Genomic DNA, 23454 nt, shown 5'->3' with positions numbered 1-23454 from the left:
CTAAGGGTAAGCCCGAACCCGCGTCGTCTTTGTCGGTAACACCTGCCATCGACAAAGGAGATAGACGCATGAAATACCCCGCACACACTTGCCGTGCCCCACTCTACGTAGCACTTGCTGCCGGCCTATTGACGCCTACTGTTATCCTGTCTGCCGAGCAAACCGCGCAAACCTTTGATATTCGCTCCCAAGCGCTGTCCTCCGCGCTGATCCGGTTTTCCGCACTCACCGGCTTGCAAGTGCTGTATGAAGGCGACATTGCCGAGCGCATCACCGCGCCGGAATTAATCGGCCGTTATACGCCGGAACAGGCTCTGCGGAACTTGCTGCGCGGCTCCGGGCTGCAGTACCGGTTCAGCAACGGCAATACCGTCACCTTGGAAAAGGCGGCGGCGGTGGAACCGCAGTCCGCCGCCGGTACGACAACCTTGCCGACGATGACGGTGACGGGTAAAGCCTTAGCAAGCGAAAGCCCAAGCCTGACTACGCCATCGCTCCAAGAATCGCAAATCAAACTGAATCGCGTGGCGGGCGGTACGTCGGTGATCGACGGCAAGCGGATCGAAGAAGGCGCGCCCTTGTCGGTCAGCGATGCCTTGGCGACGGCGCCGGGCGTTTATGTGGGCGACATTAGTGCCGGCGCGACCGGTGGATCGCGCATCTCCATCCGCGGTTCGGACGGCAATTCCGATATTTCGCCGATTCGCGGAATAAAATTTCTGCGCAACGGCATGCCGTTTACTCACGCCAACGGGACGTTCGATGTCGAGGCGCTCAATCTTTATGCTATCGAGCATATCGAAGTCTATCGCGGTGCCAATGCCTTGGAATACGGCGGCAGCAATTTGGGCGGCGCCATCAACTACATCACGCCGACCGGGTATACCGCCAATGGGTTGAAAATCGGCATCGTCGGCGGCACCAACGATTATTACCGACCTTATTTCAGCGGCGGTAAAGCGTTTGAAAACGGATTGGATGTTTTCGGCACGTTTTCCTACGTCAATACCGATACGACCCGGGAAAACAATCATCAAGAGCAGTTTTTAGGCCATGGCAATGTCGGCTACCGCTGGAACGAAAATCACGAAACCCGTTTGTATTTCGATGCGCAAAACCATAATTTCTTGTGGCCGGCAACGCTGAGCAAGCGACAAATCGACCAAAATCCCCAGCAAAACCCCAACGATTGGTCCTTACCTAACGGCTTTTCATCTTACCGCTTCGATCTAAAGCATTCGGTAAAATTGCATGGCGGCGATCGACTCGATGTCGGCACTTATTACTCGATCAATAACTATCGTTACGACTATACCGATAGCGGCAATCACGACCAGTGGCAGGATGTCGGCTTTAACTGGCGGCATGAGATCAACGGCCAGTTATTGGGTTTAAATAACCGGGTAGTTTGGGGCGGTCTGACCCAATGGCAATTTATCAACGATAAAAACTACGGCATCGTCGGCAGACAGCTTGGGCCGTTGTTGACGGCGGAGCGTGACCGCTGGCTGAATGTCGAAGCGTTTATGGAAGATCAATTGAGTTTGACCGACAGGTTTACCTTGATTGCCGGCATTCAATTGAATTATCGCGATGTGAATTACGAACGGTACGAAGGTTATGTGGCTAGTGCCGCCAGACCCAGCAACCAAGCCAATCAAGATTTCTTCACGGCTAACCCCAAGCTGGGCTTTACTTGGCAAGCCACCGACGAAGCACAGATTTACGGCAATGTCAGCCGTAGCGCTGAACCGCCAAAAATGGCCGATCTTGCCAACATTTATCTCCAACCCAAACGAAATCTGCAAACTGCCAGCACCGTGGAAATTGGCACGCGCGGGCAAGCCCAGCGCTTGAAATGGGACTTGGCTTTTTATCAGTCCTGGGTTAACAACGAGTACTTGATTGTTTCCAATCCCAGAAATCCAACGGCCTTTTCCTCCACCAACGCCGATAGCACGACCTTGCATCGTGGTGTCGAACTCGGCTTGGAAACCACTTTACCGCTAAATCTGGCGGCGTCGGGCGATAACTTACGGCTCAGCGGCAACTACACCTGGAATGACTTTACGTTTGACAGCGACCCCGCGCTTCGCAATAACCGCTTGCCCGGCATTCCCGAACACAATGCTTTCGTCGAAGCGCTGTACCAGCATCCCAGCGGCTTTTACATCGGCCCCAATGCCCGCATCGTCAGTTCCAATTATGCGGACTTCGCCAACACCCTGGCCGCCAAACCTTATGCGCTGTTGGGCGCACGCATGGGTTGGGATGACGGCAAACATTGGAAGTTGTTCGTCGATGGCCGAAATTTGACCGACGAGCATTATGCGTCGTCGGTGTGGGTTCTAGGCAATGCGAATGGTGCCGATTTGGACCAGTTCAATCCCGGCGCGACCCGCTCGGTATTCGGTGGCGTGGAATACCGGTTTTAAGCACTGGCGGGTTGTCAATTAGTAGGCCTAAACGTGCCGGGGCATACCGCTCCGGCCCGAAATGACGGTGGGAATGGCACTTAGTTCCCGCCAAACCCGGTCGATACGATGCGGATTTCCTACGCCTAAACGTCTTATGCAAGAAAGGCAGCCAGCGCTTGATCCGGACAAGAGCAGTATCTGGTTCCCTGGCTTCTTTTTCGAATATTGACGATAACCGTACTCCCATCATGAACAGTAATCTCTATCAACCTGACACGCTTATCCAATCCAAGCCGCAAAACCGAGAGTTGTCTCGCCTGAAAGCCCGCCGCCAACGCTGGCTGACCGTTCATTTATGGTTGGGTCTGACGCTGGGTTTGCTCCTGTCGATTTACGGCATCACCGGCAGCATCCTGGTGTTTCATGCCGAAATCGACGAATGGTTGCATCCCGAGATGTTGACGGTGCAGCCACTGGCGCATGCCGAATATCGACCCTTGGCGGAAATTTTCGCAGCCGGCAAGCAGGCGATGCCGCCAGCCGCGAAGCATACCTTCGCCACTTATCCGCGCAACGAATTCGCGGCCTTCAAACTGCGGTACGCGGTTGCTGGTGCTGACGGCTCGCTGGAAAACTGGGAAGTTGCCGTTGACCCGTATACGACTAATATCACGGGTAAGCAACTCAAGAGGCGCTCCAGCAACTGGCTGCCCAGCACTTTTATCGGCTTGATGTTTGAATTGCATTTCGCCTTGTTGATTCCGGGAGAACTCAGCGAGCCGATAGTCGGTATGTCCGCCGCGTTATTAATTATTTCGACCTTGACCGGCCTGGTCGTCTGGTGGCCGTTGACCGGACATTGGCGCAACGCCTTGACCTTTAAAGCCAAGGCCGGCAAGGTGCGCTTCAATTACGATCTGCATAAAACCAGCGGATTTTACACCGCCTTGGTGATGGTGCCGGTGCTGTTCTCAGGGATTTACATGGTGCTGCCGCATAACGTGGTGCCGGTACTGGAACTGTTCTCGCCGGTCACCTACCGTTACTGGTTTCAATCCCAACCGCCTTATCCAAACGCCCCGGCCATCGGCATGGATCAAGCCGTGGAGATTGCCTTGAAACAATATCCGACGGGCCGGCCGCACTGGATATACGGTGCCACCGAGCCTACTAAGACCTATACGGTTTGTCAGGACGGCGTCGATGCGCCAGGCAGCATTTTGCAGCGCCGCTGCACGGTGATAGACCGTTACAGCGGCAAGATTCTGGATCTGGACGACCCTAGCTTGCCGACCGCTACGGCCGGTGAAATCTTCACCCACTGGCAATGGCCGCTGCATTCCGGCCAAGCTTTCGGCATGCCGGGAAGAATTTTGGTGTTTATCACTGGATTAGCTTGCCCGGTGCTGTTTGTCACCGGGGTGATCCGCTGGCGGCAAAAGCGCAGAGCCGGCCAAAATAGCCGCAAAGATTTTGCCGTGTGATATGCCGCGACTTTTTCAAAAACCGCGGCATATCACACAGCGCTCAATCAGTGGGTATAGCCAAGCACCGACGCAAGCTAGCGTAGCGGTCGGCGCAAACCGCTACCTCAGGTCGTTTTCAGCGTCATGGCCTGAACATTGCTGGTTTCGCGCCAGCCGTCCCTCCGCAAACAATCACCAATGCCCAAAGACCTTTCCGGATTTCTGCACACGCTGTTTCTGCAACACGCGCACGAAATCGGCAGCTTTTTACGCGGCCGTTGGCCGAGAGAGCCCGATGTAAGCGACATTGTGCAGGAGACTTTTCTGCGCTTATCGCAATATCCCGATCCGCAAACCATTCATAACCCCCGGGCATTTTTATTTCAGACCGCCGCCAATCTAACGGTTGACCGGCATCGCCGCCGCGAAACGCGCGCACGCTTCGATGACGCCGACGCAGACATCGAGCATGTTGCCGACCAAAGCCTTTCGCCCGAGCATTATTGGCAAACTCATCAGCAATTGGAGAAATTCTCCAGCTGGTTGGACGAATTGCCGGAATTGCGCCGTCATGCCTTTGTTTTATACCGGATCGAAGGCTGTTCCCATGCCGAAATTGCCCGGCGCCTGGGCATTTCGGTACGTTGCTCCGAGCGTTACGTGATGCTGGCAATGCAACATATCAGCGCCAAACTCAGCGCTGAACCGGAGCACGCTTGGCGGTAATTGCCGTCTAGCCCGTCTATGCCTATGTCCGGTAAACTGCTGCCCCACTCAATTGAACAGAAGACCAGCGTGACCAGCATTCAATCTTGCAGTCAAGCGACCCGCGAGCAGGCGATAAGCTGGTTGCTGCGTCTGCGCGATGCGCCCGGCAACCCGCAAATCCGCCAGGAATTTGCTGATTGGCTGGCAGCCGATCCACTGCATGGGCAGGCTTACCAACAGGTTGAAGCGCAATGGGCCTGGATGGAACCGTTCAAACAACAAGCCTTCCTGGCGCGCAACGAGGCCTTACGTTACCGGCCGCCTACTCGCAGGCCGGTTTGGCTGCGCTGGGCAAGCTATAGCGCTGCCGCGATTGTCTTGCTGGGCGTCGGCCTGGCGTTATTCTCGCCGCAAGGTTGGTACGGATTCCCCCATAGCTATGGCACCGGCAAGGGCCAAAGACAGACCTTGACGCTAGCAGACGGCTCCAGCCTGGAACTCAACACCGACACCGAGGTGCGAGTGCATTTCAACCGTCGTCAGCGCCATGTCGATCTGGTGCGCGGCGAGGCTTTTTTTAACGTGACTCACGATGCCGAAAGGCCATTCACCGTGCATGTTGGCAATGTCAGCGTGCGCGACATCGGTACGGCATTCGATGTCTACAAACAATCCGACCGGGTCAGCGTCGCTGTGCAGGACGGTTTGGTAGAAATGACCGGCCAAGGCAGCAGCCGCGAATTGCACGCCGGTCATCAGTTGGCTTATAGCCATGACCAGCGCTTCGTCGAAGCATTGCAATCCGACATCGCCACCGTCACTGCCTGGCGGCAGGGCCAGCTGATTTTTCGCGGCCGGCCTCTTGGCGAAGCGCTGGCGGAAATCGGCCGTTATCACGACGTACAAATCCGCCTGCCCGATCCTAAACTGGCCGAACTGCGCGTCAACGGCAGCTTCCGCACCGAGCAACTGGACAATATGCTGAACGCGGTTGCCATGTTGTTGCCGGTCAAAGTTAAACATGTCGGCGAGCGCGAAATCGTGCTGGAAGCAGCATCATCGCGCAGCGCGAATGATTAACTCGGGGTTTGAAAACCTGTTCGCCTTTATGCAGCTTGGCTACATACCCGTTTAAGACGTGACCCAACGGGCGTTGACAACACCAGCCCCGAGCGCAACCAAAGCGCCCAGCCCAAACGAGAATAGCGGCCATACCTAAGGCCGACTCAATCATTCGCCCCTAACGCCGGGTCGTCGCAAAATAAACTATCGTTTTGCTGGCGGCTTTTTTGATCGACTGCGTCTATGCCCATGACCCCTTAACCAATGGAGACATGGAGCATGACATTGACGATAAAACGCCTGGCGACCGCAATCGCGCTGATCTCGGCGCAAGCCTACGCCGAGGACGACAAACGCCATTTCGATATTCCCGCCCAAAGCTTGGCCTCCGCGCTTCAACAACTGGCAAATCAATCCGGCAGAGCGATGCTGTATGCCGAACAATCCGCCGCCGGCAAGACCAGCCCGGCGCTGCAAGGCGAATTTAGCGTCGAGGAAGCCGTCCGTCAGTTAATAAACGGCAGCGGCTTGACTTATAGTATTGGCGCGGATGGTACTGTGACTTTGAAACCAGCATTCTCCGGCAGCGATGCGACAACTTTAGGCGCGGTGTTAGTCAAAGGCACGAGTGACCCGAGCGATCCTTACAATAAAGATTACGCAGTCTCCAACGCTGTGACCGGCACCAAAACCGATACGCCTTTGTTCGACACCCCCATTTCCGTGCAAGTGCTACCCAAAGCCATCATCGACGACCAGCAAGCCATCGGGCTGGAAAATGCCCTGAAAAACGTCAGCGGCGTTGCCAAGGGCTGGGGGTTTGGTAACGATAAAGATGAGAATCTCTATATTCGTGGCTTCACCAATACCAATAATATTTATCGTGACGGTGTATTAACACCCACTACGCCCATTTCACTGGCTAATGCCGAGCGTATTGAGGTGTTGAAAGGGCCTTCGGCCATGCTCTACGGTCGTGCCCAACCCGGAGGTCTAGTCAATATCGTGACTAAACGACCGCGAACAGATGCATATTATTCGCTACAACAGCAATTTGGTTCCTTCGATACTTACCGCACCTTGCTGGATGCCACCAATAAAATCACCGAAGACGGTGCATTGGCCTATCGTCTGAATTACGAACATTTGGACGGCGCGACATTCAGGGATAACCATCCGGTCACTCGTGACTTTGTGGCGCCGAGCCTGACTTGGAATATTAGCGACAAAACCCGACTGGATCTGGATTTTATGTATCAGAACATCAAAGACGTCGCCGATTCCGGCATCCCTTACAGCTTGCAGCAGTCAGGAGCGATTCCAGGCAAAATTCCATTTCACTTTTCCGGCAACGAACCGACCGACTTTGCCGACAAAGAGGCTTATACCGGCGGCTTAACCCTGACCCACGAGTTTAATCAAGACTGGAAAGTGCGGGCAAAATATTCAACCCATAACCAAACGTTTTTAACCGCACAGACTTCTTCGAATGAAAACGTCGATCTTCTGGGTAATTTGGCTAGAGGTTTTATCAAGACCAGCGACGATTTTCAAAATCAATATGGCACCGTGGACATAACCGGTCATGTCGAGACGGGACCGTTGAAACATGCTGTTTTGCTGGGTGCGGATTACTACCATTCCAAGAACAGAAATCTGTTTAGCGCTTATACGACCGCTCCCAATATCAATGTCTTCAACCCACAATACGGATTTACCGAGTTGCTGGACCTGCCGCTAGGAGGACAGAACGATACCGTCAATGAGTGGTATGGCATTTACATTCAGGACCAAATCTCGTTGTGGAATCAATGGCATTTATTGCTGGGCGGACGCTTCGATAATGCCATGCACAGCAATTACGATGCGCAAGGCGTTTCCACCAATCACACCGACGACGACAACTTTAGTCCGCGCATAGGTTTGTTGTACCAACCCGTGCCGTGGCTAGGTGCTTATGTTAATTACGTCAACGGCTTCAACGCCTTTAATGCCGGACGGCCTATTGACGGTTCCGCCTTCGCCCCGGAAAAATCCAAGGAAATGGAGTTTGGCTTGAAAGGCGAATGGTTGGATGGACAATTGCGCGCCAATCTGGCGTTCTTCGAATTGACCAAAAGCAATATCAAATCGCAACTGCCGGCCCCTAACAACAGCTTTTACGCCACAATCGGCGCGGCACGCAGTCGAGGCATCGAGTTCGACTTGCAAGGGCAGTTGACCGATTACTGGAACATCATTGGCACTTATACCTACATCGGCGCAGTTGTCACCAGCGGCAACGAGTCTCCGTTCAGCGGCGTGGGCAAAGCCGGCAATCGCCTGGAGAATATCCCCAGAAATACCGCCAGTTTATGGTCCACCTATGATTTTTCAGGTCTGGGGGCACAGGGCTTCAGCGCCGGGGCAGGTGTATACGTGGTTGACAAGCGCTCAGGGGATGTCGATAACAGCTTCGAAATACCCGGCTATACCCGCGTCGATACGATGTTGAAGTACCAGCACAAAGCCGGACCTTCCCGTATAACCTGGCAATTCAACATAGAAAATCTTTTGAATAAGGAATACATCGCATCCAGCAACGGTTACGGTAATTTTATTTACCAAACCATGCCTGGTGCGCCCCGGACTTTCTTGGGCTCGGTAAAGGTGGAGTTTTAGTCACATAGGCCGGGTTACGCTCTATCGCGCTAACCCGACTTACGTTTATGACGCCCACACCGACGACGGATCAACCCTTTTCTTGCCTGAATTCGTTCATATCACGGTTATCGACTCGGTCGTAAATGTCTTCCACGTTTAAGGTCAAACCTATGGATTCGAAAGTCACCGCATCGCCCAAAAAATAATATTCCGACAGCCAGTGCTTGTTCCGGCGCAACACCTGCACCGAAACGATGTCCTGTTCTATCAACACATACTCCTGCAAGGACGGCAAATTGATGTAGCGCAGCAGTTTGGTGGTGGTGTCGGTTTTGCGGGTCGAGCGCGACAGTACTTCGACGATGATGACCGGCGAAGTGGAAAAAACATCGTCGCCGGCCATTTTGCTGCAATCCACCAGTACATCGGGATAAACGTAATCCTTACCCATCCGCACTTTAATGTCGGCCATGAACGTTGCACAGGGCGTGCCTTTCAAATGGTTTCGGAACTCGCCCAAAATATTGGCCGAGATACAGTTGTGGTTATAGCCGGCCCCGGCCATCGCATAAATCCGGCCGTCGATATATTCGCGCTTAACGTCGGAATGGATCTCCGTGGTCAGATACTCCTCTTCGCTCAGATAAAAACTGTCTTGCTCTTGCTGTAACGCCATGACTCGCTCCCAACTATGCTTGCGTTGCTTGAAGATATTGTTAGGGACCTGGCCTGGGAATACAAGGGGGAATTCTCGACTAACGGCAGCAGGATTGCTCAGGTTTGAGCATGCCGCGCTCGGCAATTGCCCCTGAAATTGATAATGCGGAAAAAGCCTGTGTGATTTGGCGTATCTAAAAGCCATTTTGCGTGATCTAACGCACCCGGTTCCACAAAAACTCCCGCCGCCCAAACACAAGCAACCACCGTTACGGGTAACTCAAGCTACTGTTTGCAAACGGTTTAATCGCAGCCAAAACCTGTCTATCGATTTGAAATCCGGCCGGATGGAATGTTTTTTGCGAGGTATTCCGTTCGATCAACCCCACCAAACCGGAATTGGTCCGGCTGCCATGCCGTTAAGTCCAGCCCAGCTTGGTAGTTTGCCTAACCGTTATCTTTTTCGTCACCGAGTCTTGTTAGTGCCAAAATCCAAACCATCGCTGTTTGATCGGCTATTTCAGCGGCATAGCCAGGAACTCCGGGTGTTTGCCGGCCTGCGTAGCGGCAATGAGTTTGCCGACGATTTGGTACAGGAAGCGTATTTGCGGCTGATGCAGCACCCCGAACCGGAGTCAATCGATAATGCCAGAGCCTTTCTATATCGAACGATCGCCAATCTCAGCGTCGATCAACATCGCCGGCAAAACGTCCGCGACCGTTTTCATGCCGAAATCAACGGCGACGACCAGGTACTGCATGCCATACCGACTCCCGAGCCATTACCGGAAGATAAATTAGCCTCGCAGCAGGAGTTGCATGCCTTAAACAGCATTTTGCAGGAATTGCCGGAGGCAACCCGCAACGTTTTCGTGCTTTACCGGCTGGAAGGATTGTCACACAAGGAAATTGGCCGGCGACTGGGCGTTTCCGAACGTAATTCCGTGCGTTTGCTCGGGATCGCCGCGCAACACGTTCTGCTGCGCTTTGCTTCGTTGGATGACTAAGCGCATGGGCGGGGCAGCGGTTTTTCTCACCGCTTCATTTGCCGGATTTTAAATGTTGGGCGGCTACGTGATAATGCTCGGCAAGCGCAACCTAATGTCCTCTGTTTAACATGCCCAACATCCAGACCTCAACCGTTTTGCAGCAACAAGCCATAGAGTGGATTCTGCGGCTGGATTCGGCTACCTGCACGCCTGCAGATCGCCAGGCCTTCGCAGAGTGGCTGGCGCTAGGCGAAGACCGGCGACGCATTTATCAGCAGTTGGCCAGCCGTTGGAACAAACTGGATCGCTATAAGGGCCGGGATTTTCCGGTGCGTCGGCAAGCGCTGAGCTACCGGGCACCTCACAAGCGAACGCGCCGCCTTAGCACGCTGGCGTTAGCCGCTTCGCTGCTATTGGGCTTGGGCATAGCGACTTTTTCCGAGTACGGCTGGTACGGCTACCCTCGCCACTATGCAACCGAGCGCGGCAGCCGCCAAACCGTACACCTGGCCGACGGCTCGCGTTTGGAACTGAGCGGCGATACCGAGCTGACTCTGCGAGTCAACCGTTGGCGGCGCTCGGTTGAATTGATCAAGGGCGAGGCATTTTTTAGTGTGGCCCACAACCCGCAACAGCCGTTTGAGGTGCAGGCCGGCCATGGCAGTATCGTTGATATTGGCACCGAGTTTGACGTGCGCTTGCAAAATCGGCAGGTCGCTGTCGCGGTGCTGGAAGGCGCGGTAAAGATTGTGACGAGCGGCAGCCGGGAAATCAGCGCCAATCAAGTACTCGCTTACGATCAGCGCGGCGACTTTCTGGAAAGCCAAGACAAACCGGCCACTATCACAGCCTGGCTACGCGGCCAACTGGTGTTCGAAAACCGGCGGCTGGATGAGGTATTAAGCGAACTGGAACGCTTTCACGACACGCGCTTGACCCTGGCCGACCCGAGCCTGGCCAAGCTAAGGGTCAGCGGCACCTTCCATATCGGTAATCTCGACGGCGCGCTGAATGTGATCGCGATGACGCTGCCGGTCAATATTCAGCGGCCTTCGCCGGGACAGGTAATATTGGCCGGACGCTGAGGCCGCCAAGACCGCACAGCGCGTCTTCCCCTCCAATAATTTTTGGCGTCTTTTTCGGCTTGGTGCGTTTCATTCTGGAAACCCAAGCAAAAGGAGAAGATGGATGAAGTTTTTAATACAACCGGCGTTGCTCGGCGCCTTATTGGCCACTGCCTGCGAAGTGCGGGCAACCGAAACCACCTACAGCTTTGATATCCCGGCCCAGGAACTGGCGGCGGCGTTGCCAAAACTGGCGGCGCAATCCGGCGTACAAATTTTTTACGCTCACGATAGTGTGGCAGGCCGCAATGGACCGGCGTTACGAGGCACGATGACGCTAAACGAAGCACTCAGTAAACTGCTGTCGGCCAGCGGCCTGAGTTTTGCGATTGCCGGTGACGGTTCGGGATCGATCAAGGCGGCGGGCAAGGACGCGACGATGTTACAACCGGTGAATGTTATCGGTCAGACGGTTTACAACGCCACCGATCCCTACAATACCGATTACAACCGCCCCAATGCCACGACGGCCACCAAGACCGATACCCCGATCATGCAGACGCCGGTTTCGATTCAGGTAGTGCCTAAAGCCGTGCTGGCGGACAAACAATCCATGACCTTGCCCGACGCAGTAAACGGCCATGTCAGCGGCGTATTGGGCCGCACGGGCGGGGGATTTTTGTACGACAACTTCATCATTCGCGGCCTTGCCGGTTCCGGTTTTGGCGATGCCTACCGCAATGGCTTGTTCAATCGCCAAGACATTTACGATATTGCCAATATCGAGCAGGTGGAGATATTAAAAGGCCCGGCCGCAGTGCTTTACGGGCGGATCGAGCCCGGCGGCCTGGTGAATTATGTGACCAAGAAACCGCTGGATACTGCTTACTATTCTCTGCAACAACAGTTCGGCTCTTACGATCAATATCGCACCTTGGTCGATGCCACCGGACCAATTAATGACGACAAGACGCTGCTTTATCGATTCAATGGCTCTTACACGGATAATCAGTCGTTCCGGGATTTTGTCGGCAACGAGCGCGTGTTTGTGGCACCGGTCGTTACCTGGCGGCCGAATGAAAAGTTCGAAAGTAATCTCGAGCTTGAATACAAGCATGACAACTTTAACGCGGATTTCGGCATTCCCGCGATTGGCACCCGCCCGGCAGCCATTCCCTTCGACCGCAGCCTAAAAGATGGCTTTCAGCGCCAAACCGTGGAAAGTACGCTGGTGGGCTACGACTGGACTTACCACTTTAACGACGATTGGAAAATCACCCAGCGTTATCTGTTTAAGGATTGGTCGCTAAGCGGTCCGGCCATTTTCAACGGTGGCTTACAGGCTAACAACCGCATTCTGAATCGTTCCGCCTCCGTGGGTGTACAAGATGTAAGGACCCATTCCGGCAACATCGATTTGAACGGTAAATTCGAACTCCTGGGCAGCAAGCACAATCTGTTGGTTGGCGTCGACGGCTTTCACGCCACGACCGAGGCGCCATCGGCAAACGGCTCGGCTGCTTCTATCGACATATATAATCCGGTTTATGGGCAAGTAAACTTTGCCGCCTTGTCGACCTACAACAGATTCTTTTATCGCGAGGAATCGTGGGTGGGCGCATACGCCCAGGACCAGATAACGCTATTTGATAAGCTGCACATTTTGTTGGGAGGCCGCTACGACAACGTCACCACCGGCGCTATCGCTTCGACGGCCTCCCTGGATGCGGCCAAAGCCGGACGGATAGAGCGGGAAGACAACGCTTTTAGCCCGAGAGCCGGTATTCTTTACCAAGTCCAGGATTGGCTGTCGATTTACGGCAGTTACACTAAATCTTTCAGCGGCAACAATGGCGTGAGCGTCGGCGGCACCAGTTTTGAGCCGCAGATTGGTAAGCAATATGAAATCGGCATCAAGACAGAGTCGCATGACAAGCGCTTTTCATCGACCCTGGCGTTTTTTCATTTAACCAAGAGCAATCTGCTAACCGACGATCCTAACGAAGCCAATCCCGACTACCAGATTCTGGCCGGCAAAATCCGCAGTAAAGGTATTGAATTGGATCTGGCCGGGCAAATTACCGAGCAACTGCATTTGTTGGGGACGTATGCCTATACCCAGGTTAATTATGTGCAAAGCTTCAGCGGACTAAAAGGCAATCGCTTGGAGAATGTACCCGAGCACCAGGGCAGCCTGTGGGGTACCTGGCAGTTTACCGATACTTTTAAAGCGGGCTTAGGTGCCGTTGCCGTTGGTAGCCGGCCATGCGATACCGCCAATACCTGCTCGTTGCCCGGCTACGCTCGCGTGGATGCGATGGCGGCGTATAGCCCTCGCATTGGTCAACACAAGCTTACTTTGCAGTTGAACATCAATAATGTTTTGGATAAGGATTACTACGCAAATACGTCGGGTGGACGCCACACCAGCATTCCAGGTTCACCCATCAGCGTATTGGGTTCGTTGAAATATGAGTTCTAAAAGCCGCTAAGGATAAGGATGGACGGAAAACTCCGCGCATCCACCGCCCCAAACCGTTTGGGCTGAGGGCGGGGTTAGTAATCGGCGACAAATGGGGCTATTTGTTAAGCAGGACCGGCTGCACTTCCTTGATGATCACCGGCGACATGGAAAAAAACATCGTCGCCAGCCGGTTTTCTGCAACCCAGGGATAAACATCATTACCCATCCGCACGTTGCCCCCGACCACAAAAGCGGGCCATTTTTGCGCAATGCGGCACTGTTATTCAAAAAATCAAGCGCATGGGCAACATTTGAGACGCGCTGAAACCTTGTCGCTGGTAAAAGCGCTGAGCTTGCAGATTATCGGCGTCGGTCAACAAGCTGAGCCGGCGACAGCCATTTTGGCGGGCAAACGCGACCGCGTGTTCCAACAACCGGCTACCAAGACCTAGGCCGCGAACCTCGCTTGACACGACCATATCTTCCAGCCAGGCCACCCTTTCGCCCAGCGCGGTGGAGACTGTGTAAAGCAGATTCACCATACCGACAATTTGGCATTCATGCCGCGCCACCAGAATATGGCCGATGTTTGGGTCGGCAATGATGCTCGCCAAGCCTCGATGCTGAGCGGCATAATCGGGCTGGAACTCGGCTTCTTGACTGAATAATTCGCCTAGTAGCTGACAAAGCGCCGGGATGTCGGCCGCATTGGCTAAGCTTATTTCCATCCCCGTCTCCGGCTAAGCATTAAAAGCGTTGTGTAACACCCGATTTCGGCGCAAGGTAAAGATTGGCTCGGCATTGAGCAAAGCGCTGGGCAACTTAATCCTTAACAGCTTCAACCTGGATGAGCACCTTGACCTCATCGCCGACTGCCGGCACATATTTGTCGATACCAAACTCCGAGCGTTTTATCGTGCCGACCGCATCGGCGCCACAGGTGTACTTTAATCTGATGACATTCATCCCGCAGTAAAAGTGCTCAACGTCCAAATGTACCGGCTTGCTGATGCCGTGCAAGGTCAAAATGCCATCCGCACCGACCAATTTTTCGCCTTGAAAACTGAGCGTGTCAGATTTAAAGGCCATCAGCGGATATTGCCCGCTATCGAAAAACTCCTTGCCACGCAAATGCTCTTCCAACTCCTTCAAACCGGTACTGATAGACGCGGTGTTGACGCTGATGTCTATGCTGCCTTTACCCGCTGCGGTATCCAGCGTCACTTTGCCGCTGGTTTCGTTAAAACGGCCGCGTTGCGTGGAAAAACCCAAATGGCTGATTTCAAAGCTGGGGAAGGTGTGATGGCTATCGATGGTATAGCTATCGGCGGCCAACACGCTAAAACTCATCAGGCCGGCAGCGGTTATGGAGCAAAGTTTTCGAATCATGACTATGTCCTTTGTGGGTTAAAAAAACGAGCGACACTGCATTATTGCAGAGACTTTGTGATAATAGATCAGCTTAACTCTATCACTCTGGCCATTTGCCGCTCTCATGCAACGAATCTATTACTATTACGCGGCCTTGATGGGCTTCTTCGGCCTGTTTTTGTTAATGATGGCTTGGCATACGCTATTGTCACCATCGAACAAGTTGCCCACTGCATTGCTGTTATTAATCTCGGCCGGACCGCTATTGCTGCCGTTTAAAGGTTTATTAAACCGCAACCTGAAAAGCTGCACCTGGATGTGTTATTTGAGCCTACCGTATTTCGCGCATGGCGCCGCTGAAGCCTATGTCAATCAAATAGAACGGCCTTATGCGCTGCTGGAAGTGTTGTTCAGCCTGCTGCTGTGCTTCGGCGCCGGCCTGTATGTCTACAAAGCGGAAAAAGCCTGAGCACCGGCGGCATGCAAGTCCCGTTACAATTCGAGTTTCAGAACGATCAGACCTTTGCCAGTTTTTTTCCCGGCAATAACGCCGAAATCGTCACGCAATTAAAGGCCCTGGCAGAGAACGGCCAGGAACAGCAAATTTTTATCTGGGGCGATGCCGGCAGCGGGAAAAGCCACTTGTTGCAGGCCTGTTGCCAGCAAGCCAAACTGGCGGGTAAAGACCCGTTCTATCTGGCTTTTGACATCGACCATTTGCCGGCACCGACCTTGTTGGACGGCCTGGAAGATCTGGAATTGGTCTGTTTCGACAATATGCAAGCGCTGGCCGGCCACCTCGACTGGGAACACGCGCTGTTTGCTTTTTATAATACGCATCGGCAGAACAATCATAAATTGCTGCTGGCTGCCGATTGCCCGCCAAAGTTTTTGGGCTTTGACTTACCCGACCTGAAAACCCGGATGGCTTGGGGACTGACCTTAAAAATCCAGCCTTTGCGCGACGATCAATTAATCGAGGCACTGACTTATAAAGCCCATTTTTTGGGCTTCGACATTCCGCCGGCAGTGGGGCGGTTTTTATTGAATCATTATGTTCACGATTTAGCAGCGCTATGGTTACTTCTGGAAAAAATCGACCGCGCTACCTTGGCCGCGCAACGCAAGCTAACTATCCCGTTTTTAAAGCAAATTCTGGCTGACGAAACATGAGTAGCAAAGTATTGATCGTAGGTGCCGGCGCTATCGGCGGCTTTTACGGTGGCCTGCTGGCTAAGGTTGGCGCAGAGGTCTCGGTGGTGTGCCGCTCCGATTATCACATCGTCAAACAACAGGGTTACCGTATAAAAAGCCATGACTTGGGTTGCTGGCAATTCATGCCTAGTCAGGTATTGCGCAATGCCGCCGATTACGATGGTCAAGCCGATTACCTGATTTTATGCAGCAAGGTAACCCCGGATATCGACCGGGTGGCACTGCTTCGCGATGCGGTAGCTCCACACACGGCGATTGTGCTGATCCAAAACGGTGTCGAGATTGAACAGGAGCTGCAACAAGCTTTCCCGGACAATCTGTTAATCAGCGGCTTGGCATTTATTTGCTGTAACCGGCTGGCTCCCGGCGAGATTAGCCACTTGGCTTACGGCAAGTTGATTCTGGGTAATCTGTCAGATAGCCACGAACCTAAAACATCGCATTTGCGCGATTTGTTCCTACAAGCCGGCATCGAATGCGCGATTAGTGAAGATATTGTCGCCAGCCGCTGGCAAAAATGCGTGTGGAATGCGCCGTTTAATCCGCTATCGGTACTGTCCGGCGGATTGGCAACTCAGGCGATATTGCAGAATCAGGAAAATTTTGTGCGCCGCGTTATGCAGGAAGTCTGCAGTATTGCCGCGGCTTGCGGCCATCCGCTCCCGACCGATATTGTCGAAAAACACATTGCTCTGACCTGTGATATGCCACCCTATAAAACCAGCATGCTGCTGGACTTCGAACGCGGACAGACCATGGAAACCGAAGCCATTCTCGGCAACGCGGTGCGCGCCGCCCAGCGGCAAGGTTTAGACTGTCCTTGCCTGCAGTCGCTTTATGTATTGATGCAACTCCGGGAGCTGCAAATCCGTTCTAATAGCCTTCTTAGCTAATTCACACAATTGACATTCTGCTTTTTGTTATTTTTCGGTTAGAATGTGAAGATTTTCATTGACCCTGTCTTTGAAGAAGCCGTGTGAATTTCGCCTCAGACCTTGCAAAGCGAAGACCGGCCGCATACTTCGCTAGACTAGCAGCTATGTGATCCACAACCAACCGTGGCAATGGTGCTGGGGTTTAAAAGTTTTTATGTCCATTTTTAGAGTATAACCATGACTGATCTATCGCTTTACAGAAACATCGGCATCTTCGCTCACGTCGATGCCGGTAAAACCACGACAACCGAGCGGATTTTGAAGCTGACCGGAAAAATCCACAAAATCGGTGAAGTTCACGAAGGCGAATCAACCATGGACTTCATGGCTCAGGAAGCCGAGCGCGGTATCACCATTCAGTCAGCGGCCACTACCTGTTCTTGGGCGGGCAGCACCAAGCAATTTGAGCCACACCGCTTCAACATCATCGACACCCCGGGCCACGTTGACTTTACTATCGAAGTTTATCGTTCCTTGAAAGTATTGGACGGCGGCATCGGCGTATTCTGCGGTTCCGGCGGCGTTGAACCGCAATCCGAAACCAACTGGCGCTATGCGAACGACTCCAAAGTTTCTCGTATCATTTACGTCAACAAGCTGGACAGATTGGGCGCGGATTTCTACCGCGTCGTCAAGCAAGTCGAAGACGTACTCGGTGCAAAACCGGTCGTCATGACCTTGCCTATCGGCGAAGAAGACAATTTCGTCGGCGTGGTCGACCTGTTGACTCGCAAAGCCTGGGTCTGGGATAACTCCGGCGATCCAATGAAATACGAAATCCAAGATGTGCCCGCCAACATGGTGGAACAAGTCGAAGAATGGCGCGCGAAACTGATCGATTCAGTCGCCGACCAAGATGACGACATCATGGAAAAATATCTGGAAGGCGAAGAACCCACCATCGAAGAAATCAAACGCTGCATCCGTAAAGGTACCATCGCGATGGATTTCTTCCCGACCTATTGCGGTTCTTCGTTCAAAAACAAAGGCGTGCAATTGGTACTGGACGGTGTTATCGAATATCTGCCGAATCCTACCGAAGTTAACCCGCAGCCTGAAACCGATATCGAAGGCGTACCAACCGGCGAACACGCGATTGTCGATCCAGAACGTCCGTTCCGCGCGCTGGTTTTCAAAATCATGGACGACCGTTTCGGCGCCCTGAACTTCGTCCGTGTTTATTCCGGCAAGCTGAAAAAAGGCGACTCCGTATTGAACACCTACACCGGCAAAACCGAACGTGTGGGCCGGATGGTGGAAATGCACGCCAACGACCGTAACGAGATCGAAACCGCACAAGCCGGCGACATCGTCGCGTTGATCGGTTTGAAAAACGTGCAAACCGGCCACACCCTGTGCGACCCCGACAAACCGGCCACATTGGAGCCGATGGTATTCCCGGATCCCGTTATCTCCATTGCGATTGCACCGAAAGACAAAGGCAGTAACGAAAAAATGGGTATTGCGCTGGGCAAAATGGTGCAAGAAGATCCCTCTTTCCGCGTTGAAACCGACCAAGAATCCGGCGAAACCATCATCAAAGGTATGGGTGAGCTGCATCTTGACATTAAAGTCGACATCTTGCGCCGTACCCACGGTGTAGACGTCAACGTGGGTAAACCACAGGTGGCTTACCGCGAAACCATTACCCAACGCATCGAAGACAGCTACACCCACAAAAAACAATCGGGCGGTTCCGGTCAATACGCGAAAATCGATTACGTCATCGAGCCAGGCGAAGCAGGCAGCGGTTTCGTATTCGAATCACAAGTGACCGGCGGTAACGTACCTCGCGAATACTGGCCTGCTGTCGAAAAAGGCTTTAAAGCCAGTATCGACAAAGGTGTGTTGGCAGGCTTCCCTTGCTTGGACTTCAAAGTCATTCTGACCGACGGTGCTTTCCACGCGGTCGACTCCTCATCCATCGCTTTCGAAATCGCTGCCCGTGCCGCGTACCGTCAATCGATCCCAAAAGGTAGTCCGCAATTGCTGGAGCCGATCATGAAAGTGGACGTATTCACACCGGATGCGCATGTCGGTGACGTAATCGGTGACTTGAACCGTCGCCGCGGCATGATCAAATCGCAAGATGCCGGTGTTACCGGTGTGCGTATTAAAGCCGACGTGCCGCTGAGCGACATGTTCGGTTACATTGGCGATTTGCGCACCATGACTTCCGGTCGCGGCCAGTTCTCCATGGAGTTCTCGCATTACACCGCTTGCCCACGCAATGTCGCGGAAGAGGTGATCAAGGAAGTTAAGGAACGTAACAAAGACAAATAAGCATTATACGGGCTGATCTTGTCGGCCCTTATTCTGCTTAATATTGCCGATCAGCCACCTGCCGCGTTAAGCGGCAGGTGCATTTTTAACCATAAAGCTTCCGCCATGCACGGCAGCTTGTTCATTTACCTAACCTTGGAAGAACAATATGGCTTTTGTAATCACCGAAAACTGCATCAAATGCAAATTTACCGACTGCGTTGACGTATGCCCCGTCGATTGCTTTCATGAAGGTCCCAATTTTCTGGTTATCGATCCCGACGAATGTATCGATTGCACCCTCTGTGAACCCGAGTGCCCAGCCAACGCCATCCACGCGGAAGACGAATTGCCGGAAGGCCAAGAACACTTCGCAGCGCTGAACGCGGAACTGGCCAAACAATGGCCTATCATTACGGAAGTGAAAGACTCTCTACCAGACGCCGACGAATGGAACGGCAAACCCGGTAAATTTGCGTTGTTGGAAAAGTAAGAACTGCCATTGATTAATGAAATACCGAGCCCATGCCCTTCCGGCATGGGCTCAACCCAGCGTTAAAGCACTCGCTAGTCACTAGCACTTAATCCCGCAAGTTAGCGATAGTATTTCGTGGTTACGCACTACGACCCTCGTGTTTTCGCCATTGAAAAGATGTAGTCATTGGATTGCACTTTGCTCGCGTTAGGCTGTTCGCTACAACCTCTCTGACTTGCTCTCCCGCCAGACCGCCCAGAACCACCCGTGCTTCTGCCGGCTCGCTGCGCGTCACTCTAACTCCACCCGCATTTCCGCGGAACACTCTATTTTTAGGGCTGCTCGTGACACCCCGCCAAGATTACATTATTAGCAGTTAATAATTCACCTCGACACTCGCTACGGCGGTACTTTTGCCACCATTTACGCCCCTTCCGACCCCATTCTCCATCTGACTGCTTGGTACTTCTCCCGTTAGTTTTATTGGTTTAATGTTGTTTCCCGTCATTCAGGTGCCATGATCACCGCCATTTACCTCGCTAAATGCAGACCCGAATAACTGCGGGGGTGGTATCGATTGTCAGAGCATTTTCATCCGACCCAAAACCCATCATGGCGAGAAATCAAGCAAAGCATCCGCAAAACCCCTAAGATCAAAGCATCCCCGCTAACTGTTCTAATTCCGTCATGAAAAACCACCACCGATTACTGCTGAGTTTAGTGCTGGGCGCGTGCGCCGGACTGGTCTGCCACGGCTTTGCCAACAGCGAGGCATTGCAAATCTTTAACCGCTACTTGATGGAACCCATCGGCCAAATCTTCTTGCGGCTGATCTTCATGATCGTGGTGCCGATGGTGATGAGTGGTTTGATGTTGGGTGTGTATCAACTCAGCAATCATCACGGATTGGCGCGGGTCGCCCAGCGCACTTTGTTTTTTACCTTGCTGGCCAGTTCGGCGTCGGTGGCGGTGGGGATTTCACTGGTCAATCTGGCGCAGCCGGGCGTTGGTTTGGATATTTCGCAGATGTTGGGCGATAGCAGCGGCGTGAATAAAATCCAGCAAAACGTCGCCCAAGCCAAGCCGGTGGTGCAGTCTTTGTTGGAGATCATTCCCAAAAATCCGTTCGCCAGTGCCACTCAAGCACTGGAAGGCGAGATGTTGTCGTTGATGTTCTTTTCCTTGGCCTTCGGCGCGGCGCTGGCGGCGACCAATGGCGACAAGCCGTCGCGTTGGGTTGGCTTATTGGAAGAAACCTATGCCGCCTGCTTGTTGATCGTCGATACCGCGATGAAACTGGCGCCGATTGCGGTGTTTGCGCTGGTGTTTCAATCGACTTTCAAATTTGGGCATCACATATTGTTTTCCTTGGGGTTTTACGTGCTGGTGGTGGTGACGGGGCTGCTGCTACAGCAAGTGGTGGTGTACAGCATGCTGTTGCGCTTCTTTACCAGCCTAAAGCCCTTGAATTTTTTCCGGCAATGCCGGGATGTCTATCTCTACGCCTTTGCCACAGCGTCGTCGAATGCCACATTGCCGCGCTCGCTGGAACTGGCGGAACACGATTTAAAACTTAGGCCGGAAGTTGCGCGGTTTGTATTGACAATAGGTTCCACCGCCAACCAGAACGGCACGGCCTTGTTCGAAGGCATTACCGTGCTGTTTCTGGCACAGGTATATGGTGTCGATTTATCGCTGGCGCAGCAGGTACAAGTGGTGTTGATGTCGATATTGGCCGGTATCGGCACGGCCGGAGTACCCGGCGGCTCGTTACCGCTGATCATGATATTGACCCAACAGGTCGGGATTCCTGCTGAAGGCATGGGTTTGATTTTGGGGGTGGACCGCTTCCTGGACATGTGCCGCACCACTTTAAATGTTAGCGGCGATTTGGTGATTGCAGCCTTGGTCGACCAACCCGAACAGCAGCGAACCTAACAAACCAACTGTGTCATATCGCGCATAGGATTGGCCATATGCCTTAGTTTTTTAGCCCCAATTCAACGACCCCGGCTACACGGGCACCCCATATTGCCGGCAATCCGCCGCCATGGCATGTAGCTTGCAGAAAATTGGATTCTCGCATGAATTCGATTTGGCATGACTCAACCACACAACACCGCCACCAGTCAGGAATTGGCCGATTTTTTTAACGCCAGCCACCCGCAACTGCAAAAATATCTGTATTGGCAGGTCCGCTCGCGGGAAGTGGCTGAGGAGCTGGCGCAGGAAACCTATCTGCGGTTTTTGAGACAAGAGCCGCGACACATTCTGGATCTGAATGCCTTCATGTTTACCATCGCCGCCAATCTGGCGCGTGACCATCTGCGCGGTATCAAACGCCAGCAACATCGCGAGATGGTGCCGCTGGATACCGACATCGCCGACTCGAAACCGCACACGGAAGACATCGTCGCCAGGCAATATCTGGGAGAACAATTGCAACAAGCCATCGCCAGCTTGCCGGACAGAACCAGGGAAATTTTTCTGTTATACCGCGCCGACGAACTGAGCTACAAACAGATCGCCGCGCGACTGGATATTTCCGAACGAACCGTCGAATATCATCTGCGCCAAGCGCTGCTGCTGTGTCGAAGTTCTTTGGCCAATACTTGAGTGCTGTTTAAATAGCACTCGGCGCAGCCGCCCCCCATTCAAGTATCCCATGCTGAAAATATACCCGGTCGAACCGGCTCGGGCTTTGCTTTACAATCGCGCTTAACTGAACTTTTAGCCGCTGCTACCCCGGAGTCTCGCCATTCACCCAATCGAATCATCCTCCGCTTCCGACCGCCTCTTTACCGAAGCCAATGCCTGGTTCTTTCGGCTGCGCGCGGACGATGTCGACGCTGCCGAGCGAGAACGGTTTGCCGCATGGCTGGCCGCCAGCCCCTTGCATGCCGAGGCCTGGGATACGGTGCAAGCGTTGTTCGCGGATTTGGAAGCCCCCGCCAAGGCCGTTCGCCGGCAAGCCGCGGCACCCTTGACCGCCAAGCGTCCTCGACGCCTGCGAACCGCTAGCATGGCAGCGGCCTTGGCCGCTTGCGCGGTCTTGATCACCGTGCTCCCGCAATCGACACTTCTGCAAAACCTGCAAAGCGATTATCACACCGCCACCGGCGAACAGCGCCTAGTCACGTTGACCGACGGCTCGCGGTTGCTGCTGAATACCGACAGCGCGGTTGGCATCGAAATGACCGCCGCTGAACGCCGGGTTACGCTGCTGCGCGGCGAAGCGTATTTCGAAGTGGCGCGCGCGCCGCAACGGCCGTTTTGGGTGGTGGCCGGCGACGCCCGCGCCCGAGTCACCGGCACCGCGTTCAGCGTCGGCCGCCGTTCGGAAAATGTTGCCGTCACCGTCGCCGAGGGCCGAGTGGAAACCAGCACCGAAAGCCATCCCGAACAGATCACAGCCTTGACACCGGGCGAGTCGGCGCATTATCGAGGCGCCCGGCTCTCCGCCAAGCACACGGCCGACATAGCGCGCGAATTGGCCTGGCGCCAAGGGCAAATGGTATTCGTGCAAGCGCCGCTGGCTGAGGTGGTGGCGCAAATCAATCGTTATCGCCCCGGCCGTTTGATCGTCACGGACCCGCAATTGGAAAATCGGCCGATCACGGCGGTGTTTAATATCGACAAGTTGGACGATGCGGTATCCGCGCTGGAGCAAACCTTCGGCATTCGGGCCCGGCGCATTGCCGACTATTGGGTGTTGCTAGGGTAAAG

The 23454-nt window shown here is 53.6% G+C and carries 19 protein-coding genes; 16 read left to right on the top strand and 3 right to left on the bottom strand.

Translation table 11 applies throughout. From position 1 onward, the window contains the following. Positions 1 to 68 precede the first annotated feature (68 nt). The 5 genes from CWO84_RS16450 to CWO84_RS16430 all read left to right on the top strand — a co-directional run bounded on the left by CWO84_RS16450 (position 69) and on the right by CWO84_RS16430 (position 8314). Complete coding sequence (locus CWO84_RS16450; protein WP_101053886.1) at positions 69 to 2435, top strand: TonB-dependent receptor; 2367 nt, start codon at positions 69 to 71, stop codon at positions 2433 to 2435. A gap of 230 nt (positions 2436 to 2665) precedes the next feature. Beyond that, on the top strand, positions 2666 to 3901 hold the full coding sequence (locus tag CWO84_RS16445) for a PepSY-associated TM helix domain-containing protein (RefSeq protein ID WP_101053883.1): 1236 nt from the start codon (positions 2666 to 2668) through the stop codon (positions 3899 to 3901). Positions 3902 to 4081: 180 nt separating this feature from the next. Continuing rightward, positions 4082 to 4609, top strand: a complete 528-nt coding sequence (locus tag CWO84_RS16440; protein WP_101053880.1) for an RNA polymerase sigma factor — start codon at positions 4082 to 4084, stop codon at positions 4607 to 4609. A 69-nt stretch (positions 4610 to 4678) separates the two neighbouring features. Further along, on the top strand, positions 4679 to 5671 hold the full coding sequence (locus tag CWO84_RS16435) for a FecR family protein (protein WP_240348126.1): 993 nt from the start codon (positions 4679 to 4681) through the stop codon (positions 5669 to 5671). Positions 5672 to 5932: 261 nt separating this feature from the next. Further along, positions 5933 to 8314 carry a TonB-dependent receptor gene (locus tag CWO84_RS16430; RefSeq protein WP_165786352.1) on the top strand — a complete coding sequence of 794 codons (2382 nt, stop codon included), beginning with the start codon at positions 5933 to 5935 and terminating at the stop codon, positions 8312 to 8314. 70 nt (positions 8315 to 8384) lie between these two features. Here CWO84_RS16430 and CWO84_RS16425 read toward each other — a convergent pair whose 3' ends face one another. Continuing rightward, positions 8385 to 8972, bottom strand: a complete 588-nt coding sequence (locus CWO84_RS16425) for a Uma2 family endonuclease (RefSeq protein WP_033158278.1) — start codon at positions 8970 to 8972, stop codon at positions 8385 to 8387. A gap of 463 nt (positions 8973 to 9435) precedes the next feature. On the opposite strand from CWO84_RS16425, the gene CWO84_RS16420 reads away from it, so the two are divergent. The 3 genes from CWO84_RS16420 to CWO84_RS16410 all read left to right on the top strand — a co-directional run bounded on the left by CWO84_RS16420 (position 9436) and on the right by CWO84_RS16410 (position 13488). After that, entirely contained in the window at positions 9436 to 9960 is a 525-nt protein-coding gene (locus tag CWO84_RS16420; RefSeq protein WP_033158321.1) for a sigma-70 family RNA polymerase sigma factor, read from the top strand. A 110-nt stretch (positions 9961 to 10070) separates the two neighbouring features. Beyond that, on the top strand, positions 10071 to 11027 hold the full coding sequence (locus CWO84_RS16415; protein ID WP_033158279.1) for a FecR family protein: 957 nt from the start codon (positions 10071 to 10073) through the stop codon (positions 11025 to 11027). A gap of 103 nt (positions 11028 to 11130) precedes the next feature. After that, on the top strand, positions 11131 to 13488 hold the full coding sequence (locus tag CWO84_RS16410; protein ID WP_101053872.1) for a TonB-dependent siderophore receptor: 2358 nt from the start codon (positions 11131 to 11133) through the stop codon (positions 13486 to 13488). Between the two features lie 266 nt (positions 13489 to 13754). Here the strand turns inward: CWO84_RS16410 and CWO84_RS16405 are convergent, their stop codons facing one another. Continuing rightward, positions 13755 to 14198: a GNAT family N-acetyltransferase gene (locus CWO84_RS16405; RefSeq protein ID WP_101053868.1), complete on the bottom strand. Its 444-nt coding sequence runs from the start codon at positions 14196 to 14198 to the stop codon at positions 13755 to 13757. 94 nt (positions 14199 to 14292) lie between these two features. Further along, positions 14293 to 14859 (bottom strand): YceI family protein, encoded by a 567-nt coding sequence (locus CWO84_RS16400; RefSeq protein ID WP_033158282.1) that lies wholly within the window; start codon positions 14857 to 14859, stop codon positions 14293 to 14295. Positions 14860 to 14965: 106 nt separating this feature from the next. Here CWO84_RS16400 and CWO84_RS16395 point away from each other — a divergent pair, with 106 nt between their 5' ends. From CWO84_RS16395 to CWO84_RS16360, 8 genes are all read left to right on the top strand, one after another. Next, complete coding sequence (locus tag CWO84_RS16395) at positions 14966 to 15310, top strand: DUF2069 domain-containing protein (RefSeq protein WP_033158283.1); 345 nt, start codon at positions 14966 to 14968, stop codon at positions 15308 to 15310. An 11-nt stretch (positions 15311 to 15321) separates the two neighbouring features. Then, positions 15322 to 16014, top strand: coding sequence for a DnaA regulatory inactivator Hda (gene hda / locus CWO84_RS16390; RefSeq protein ID WP_033158284.1), 693 nt, complete (start codon positions 15322 to 15324; stop codon positions 16012 to 16014). Beyond that, positions 16011 to 16949, top strand: a complete 939-nt coding sequence (locus CWO84_RS16385) for a 2-dehydropantoate 2-reductase (RefSeq protein ID WP_033158285.1) — start codon at positions 16011 to 16013, stop codon at positions 16947 to 16949. The genes hda and CWO84_RS16385 overlap by 4 nt, the downstream gene beginning before the upstream one ends. A 219-nt stretch (positions 16950 to 17168) precedes the next feature. Then, entirely contained in the window at positions 17169 to 19274 is a 2106-nt protein-coding gene (gene fusA, locus CWO84_RS16380; protein ID WP_033158286.1) for an elongation factor G, read from the top strand. Between the two features lie 148 nt (positions 19275 to 19422). Further along, positions 19423 to 19746: a ferredoxin FdxA gene (gene fdxA / locus CWO84_RS16375; protein WP_033158287.1), complete on the top strand. Its 324-nt coding sequence runs from the start codon at positions 19423 to 19425 to the stop codon at positions 19744 to 19746. Positions 19747 to 20415: 669 nt separating this feature from the next. After that, positions 20416 to 21666: a dicarboxylate/amino acid:cation symporter gene (locus CWO84_RS16370; RefSeq protein ID WP_033158288.1), complete on the top strand. Its 1251-nt coding sequence runs from the start codon at positions 20416 to 20418 to the stop codon at positions 21664 to 21666. 162 nt (positions 21667 to 21828) lie between these two features. Continuing rightward, entirely contained in the window at positions 21829 to 22344 is a 516-nt protein-coding gene (locus CWO84_RS16365; protein WP_101053865.1) for an RNA polymerase sigma factor, read from the top strand. A gap of 121 nt (positions 22345 to 22465) precedes the next feature. Continuing rightward, complete coding sequence (locus tag CWO84_RS16360; protein ID WP_346426969.1) at positions 22466 to 23452, top strand: FecR family protein; 987 nt, start codon at positions 22466 to 22468, stop codon at positions 23450 to 23452. Positions 23453 to 23454 lie beyond the last annotated feature (2 nt).

Origin of the sequence: Methylomonas sp. Kb3, from assembly GCF_002834115.1 — a bacterium.
Classification (GTDB): Bacteria; Pseudomonadota; Gammaproteobacteria; order Methylococcales; family Methylomonadaceae; genus Methylomonas; species Methylomonas defluvii.
The sequence above is the reverse complement of the archived record's forward strand: the minus strand, read 5'-3'. Positions and strand labels throughout refer to the sequence as shown.

Excerpts from the sequence above, each read along its gene's own strand:
- CWO84_RS16450 (WP_101053886.1), top strand. The coding sequence starts at position 69 with ATGAAATACCCCGCACACACTTGCCGTGCCCCACTCTACGTAGCACTT.
- CWO84_RS16445 (WP_101053883.1), top strand. The coding sequence starts at position 2,666 with ATGAACAGTAATCTCTATCAACCTGACACGCTTATCCAATCCAAGCCG.
- CWO84_RS16440 (WP_101053880.1), top strand. The coding sequence starts at position 4,082 with ATGCCCAAAGACCTTTCCGGATTTCTGCACACGCTGTTTCTGCAACAC.
- CWO84_RS16430 (WP_165786352.1), top strand. The coding sequence starts at position 5,933 with ATGACATTGACGATAAAACGCCTGGCGACCGCAATCGCGCTGATCTCG.
- CWO84_RS16425 (WP_033158278.1), bottom strand. The coding sequence starts at position 8,972 with ATGGCGTTACAGCAAGAGCAAGACAGTTTTTATCTGAGCGAAGAGGAG.
- CWO84_RS16415 (WP_033158279.1), top strand. The coding sequence starts at position 10,071 with ATGCCCAACATCCAGACCTCAACCGTTTTGCAGCAACAAGCCATAGAG.
- CWO84_RS16410 (WP_101053872.1), top strand. The coding sequence starts at position 11,131 with ATGAAGTTTTTAATACAACCGGCGTTGCTCGGCGCCTTATTGGCCACT.
- CWO84_RS16405 (WP_101053868.1), bottom strand. The coding sequence starts at position 14,198 with ATGGAAATAAGCTTAGCCAATGCGGCCGACATCCCGGCGCTTTGTCAG.
- CWO84_RS16400 (WP_033158282.1), bottom strand. The coding sequence starts at position 14,859 with ATGATTCGAAAACTTTGCTCCATAACCGCTGCCGGCCTGATGAGTTTT.
- CWO84_RS16395 (WP_033158283.1), top strand. The coding sequence starts at position 14,966 with ATGCAACGAATCTATTACTATTACGCGGCCTTGATGGGCTTCTTCGGC.
- hda (WP_033158284.1), top strand. The coding sequence starts at position 15,322 with ATGCAAGTCCCGTTACAATTCGAGTTTCAGAACGATCAGACCTTTGCC.
- CWO84_RS16385 (WP_033158285.1), top strand. The coding sequence starts at position 16,011 with ATGAGTAGCAAAGTATTGATCGTAGGTGCCGGCGCTATCGGCGGCTTT.
- fusA (WP_033158286.1), top strand. The coding sequence starts at position 17,169 with ATGACTGATCTATCGCTTTACAGAAACATCGGCATCTTCGCTCACGTC.
- fdxA (WP_033158287.1), top strand. The coding sequence starts at position 19,423 with ATGGCTTTTGTAATCACCGAAAACTGCATCAAATGCAAATTTACCGAC.
- CWO84_RS16370 (WP_033158288.1), top strand. The coding sequence starts at position 20,416 with ATGAAAAACCACCACCGATTACTGCTGAGTTTAGTGCTGGGCGCGTGC.
- CWO84_RS16365 (WP_101053865.1), top strand. The coding sequence starts at position 21,829 with ATGACTCAACCACACAACACCGCCACCAGTCAGGAATTGGCCGATTTT.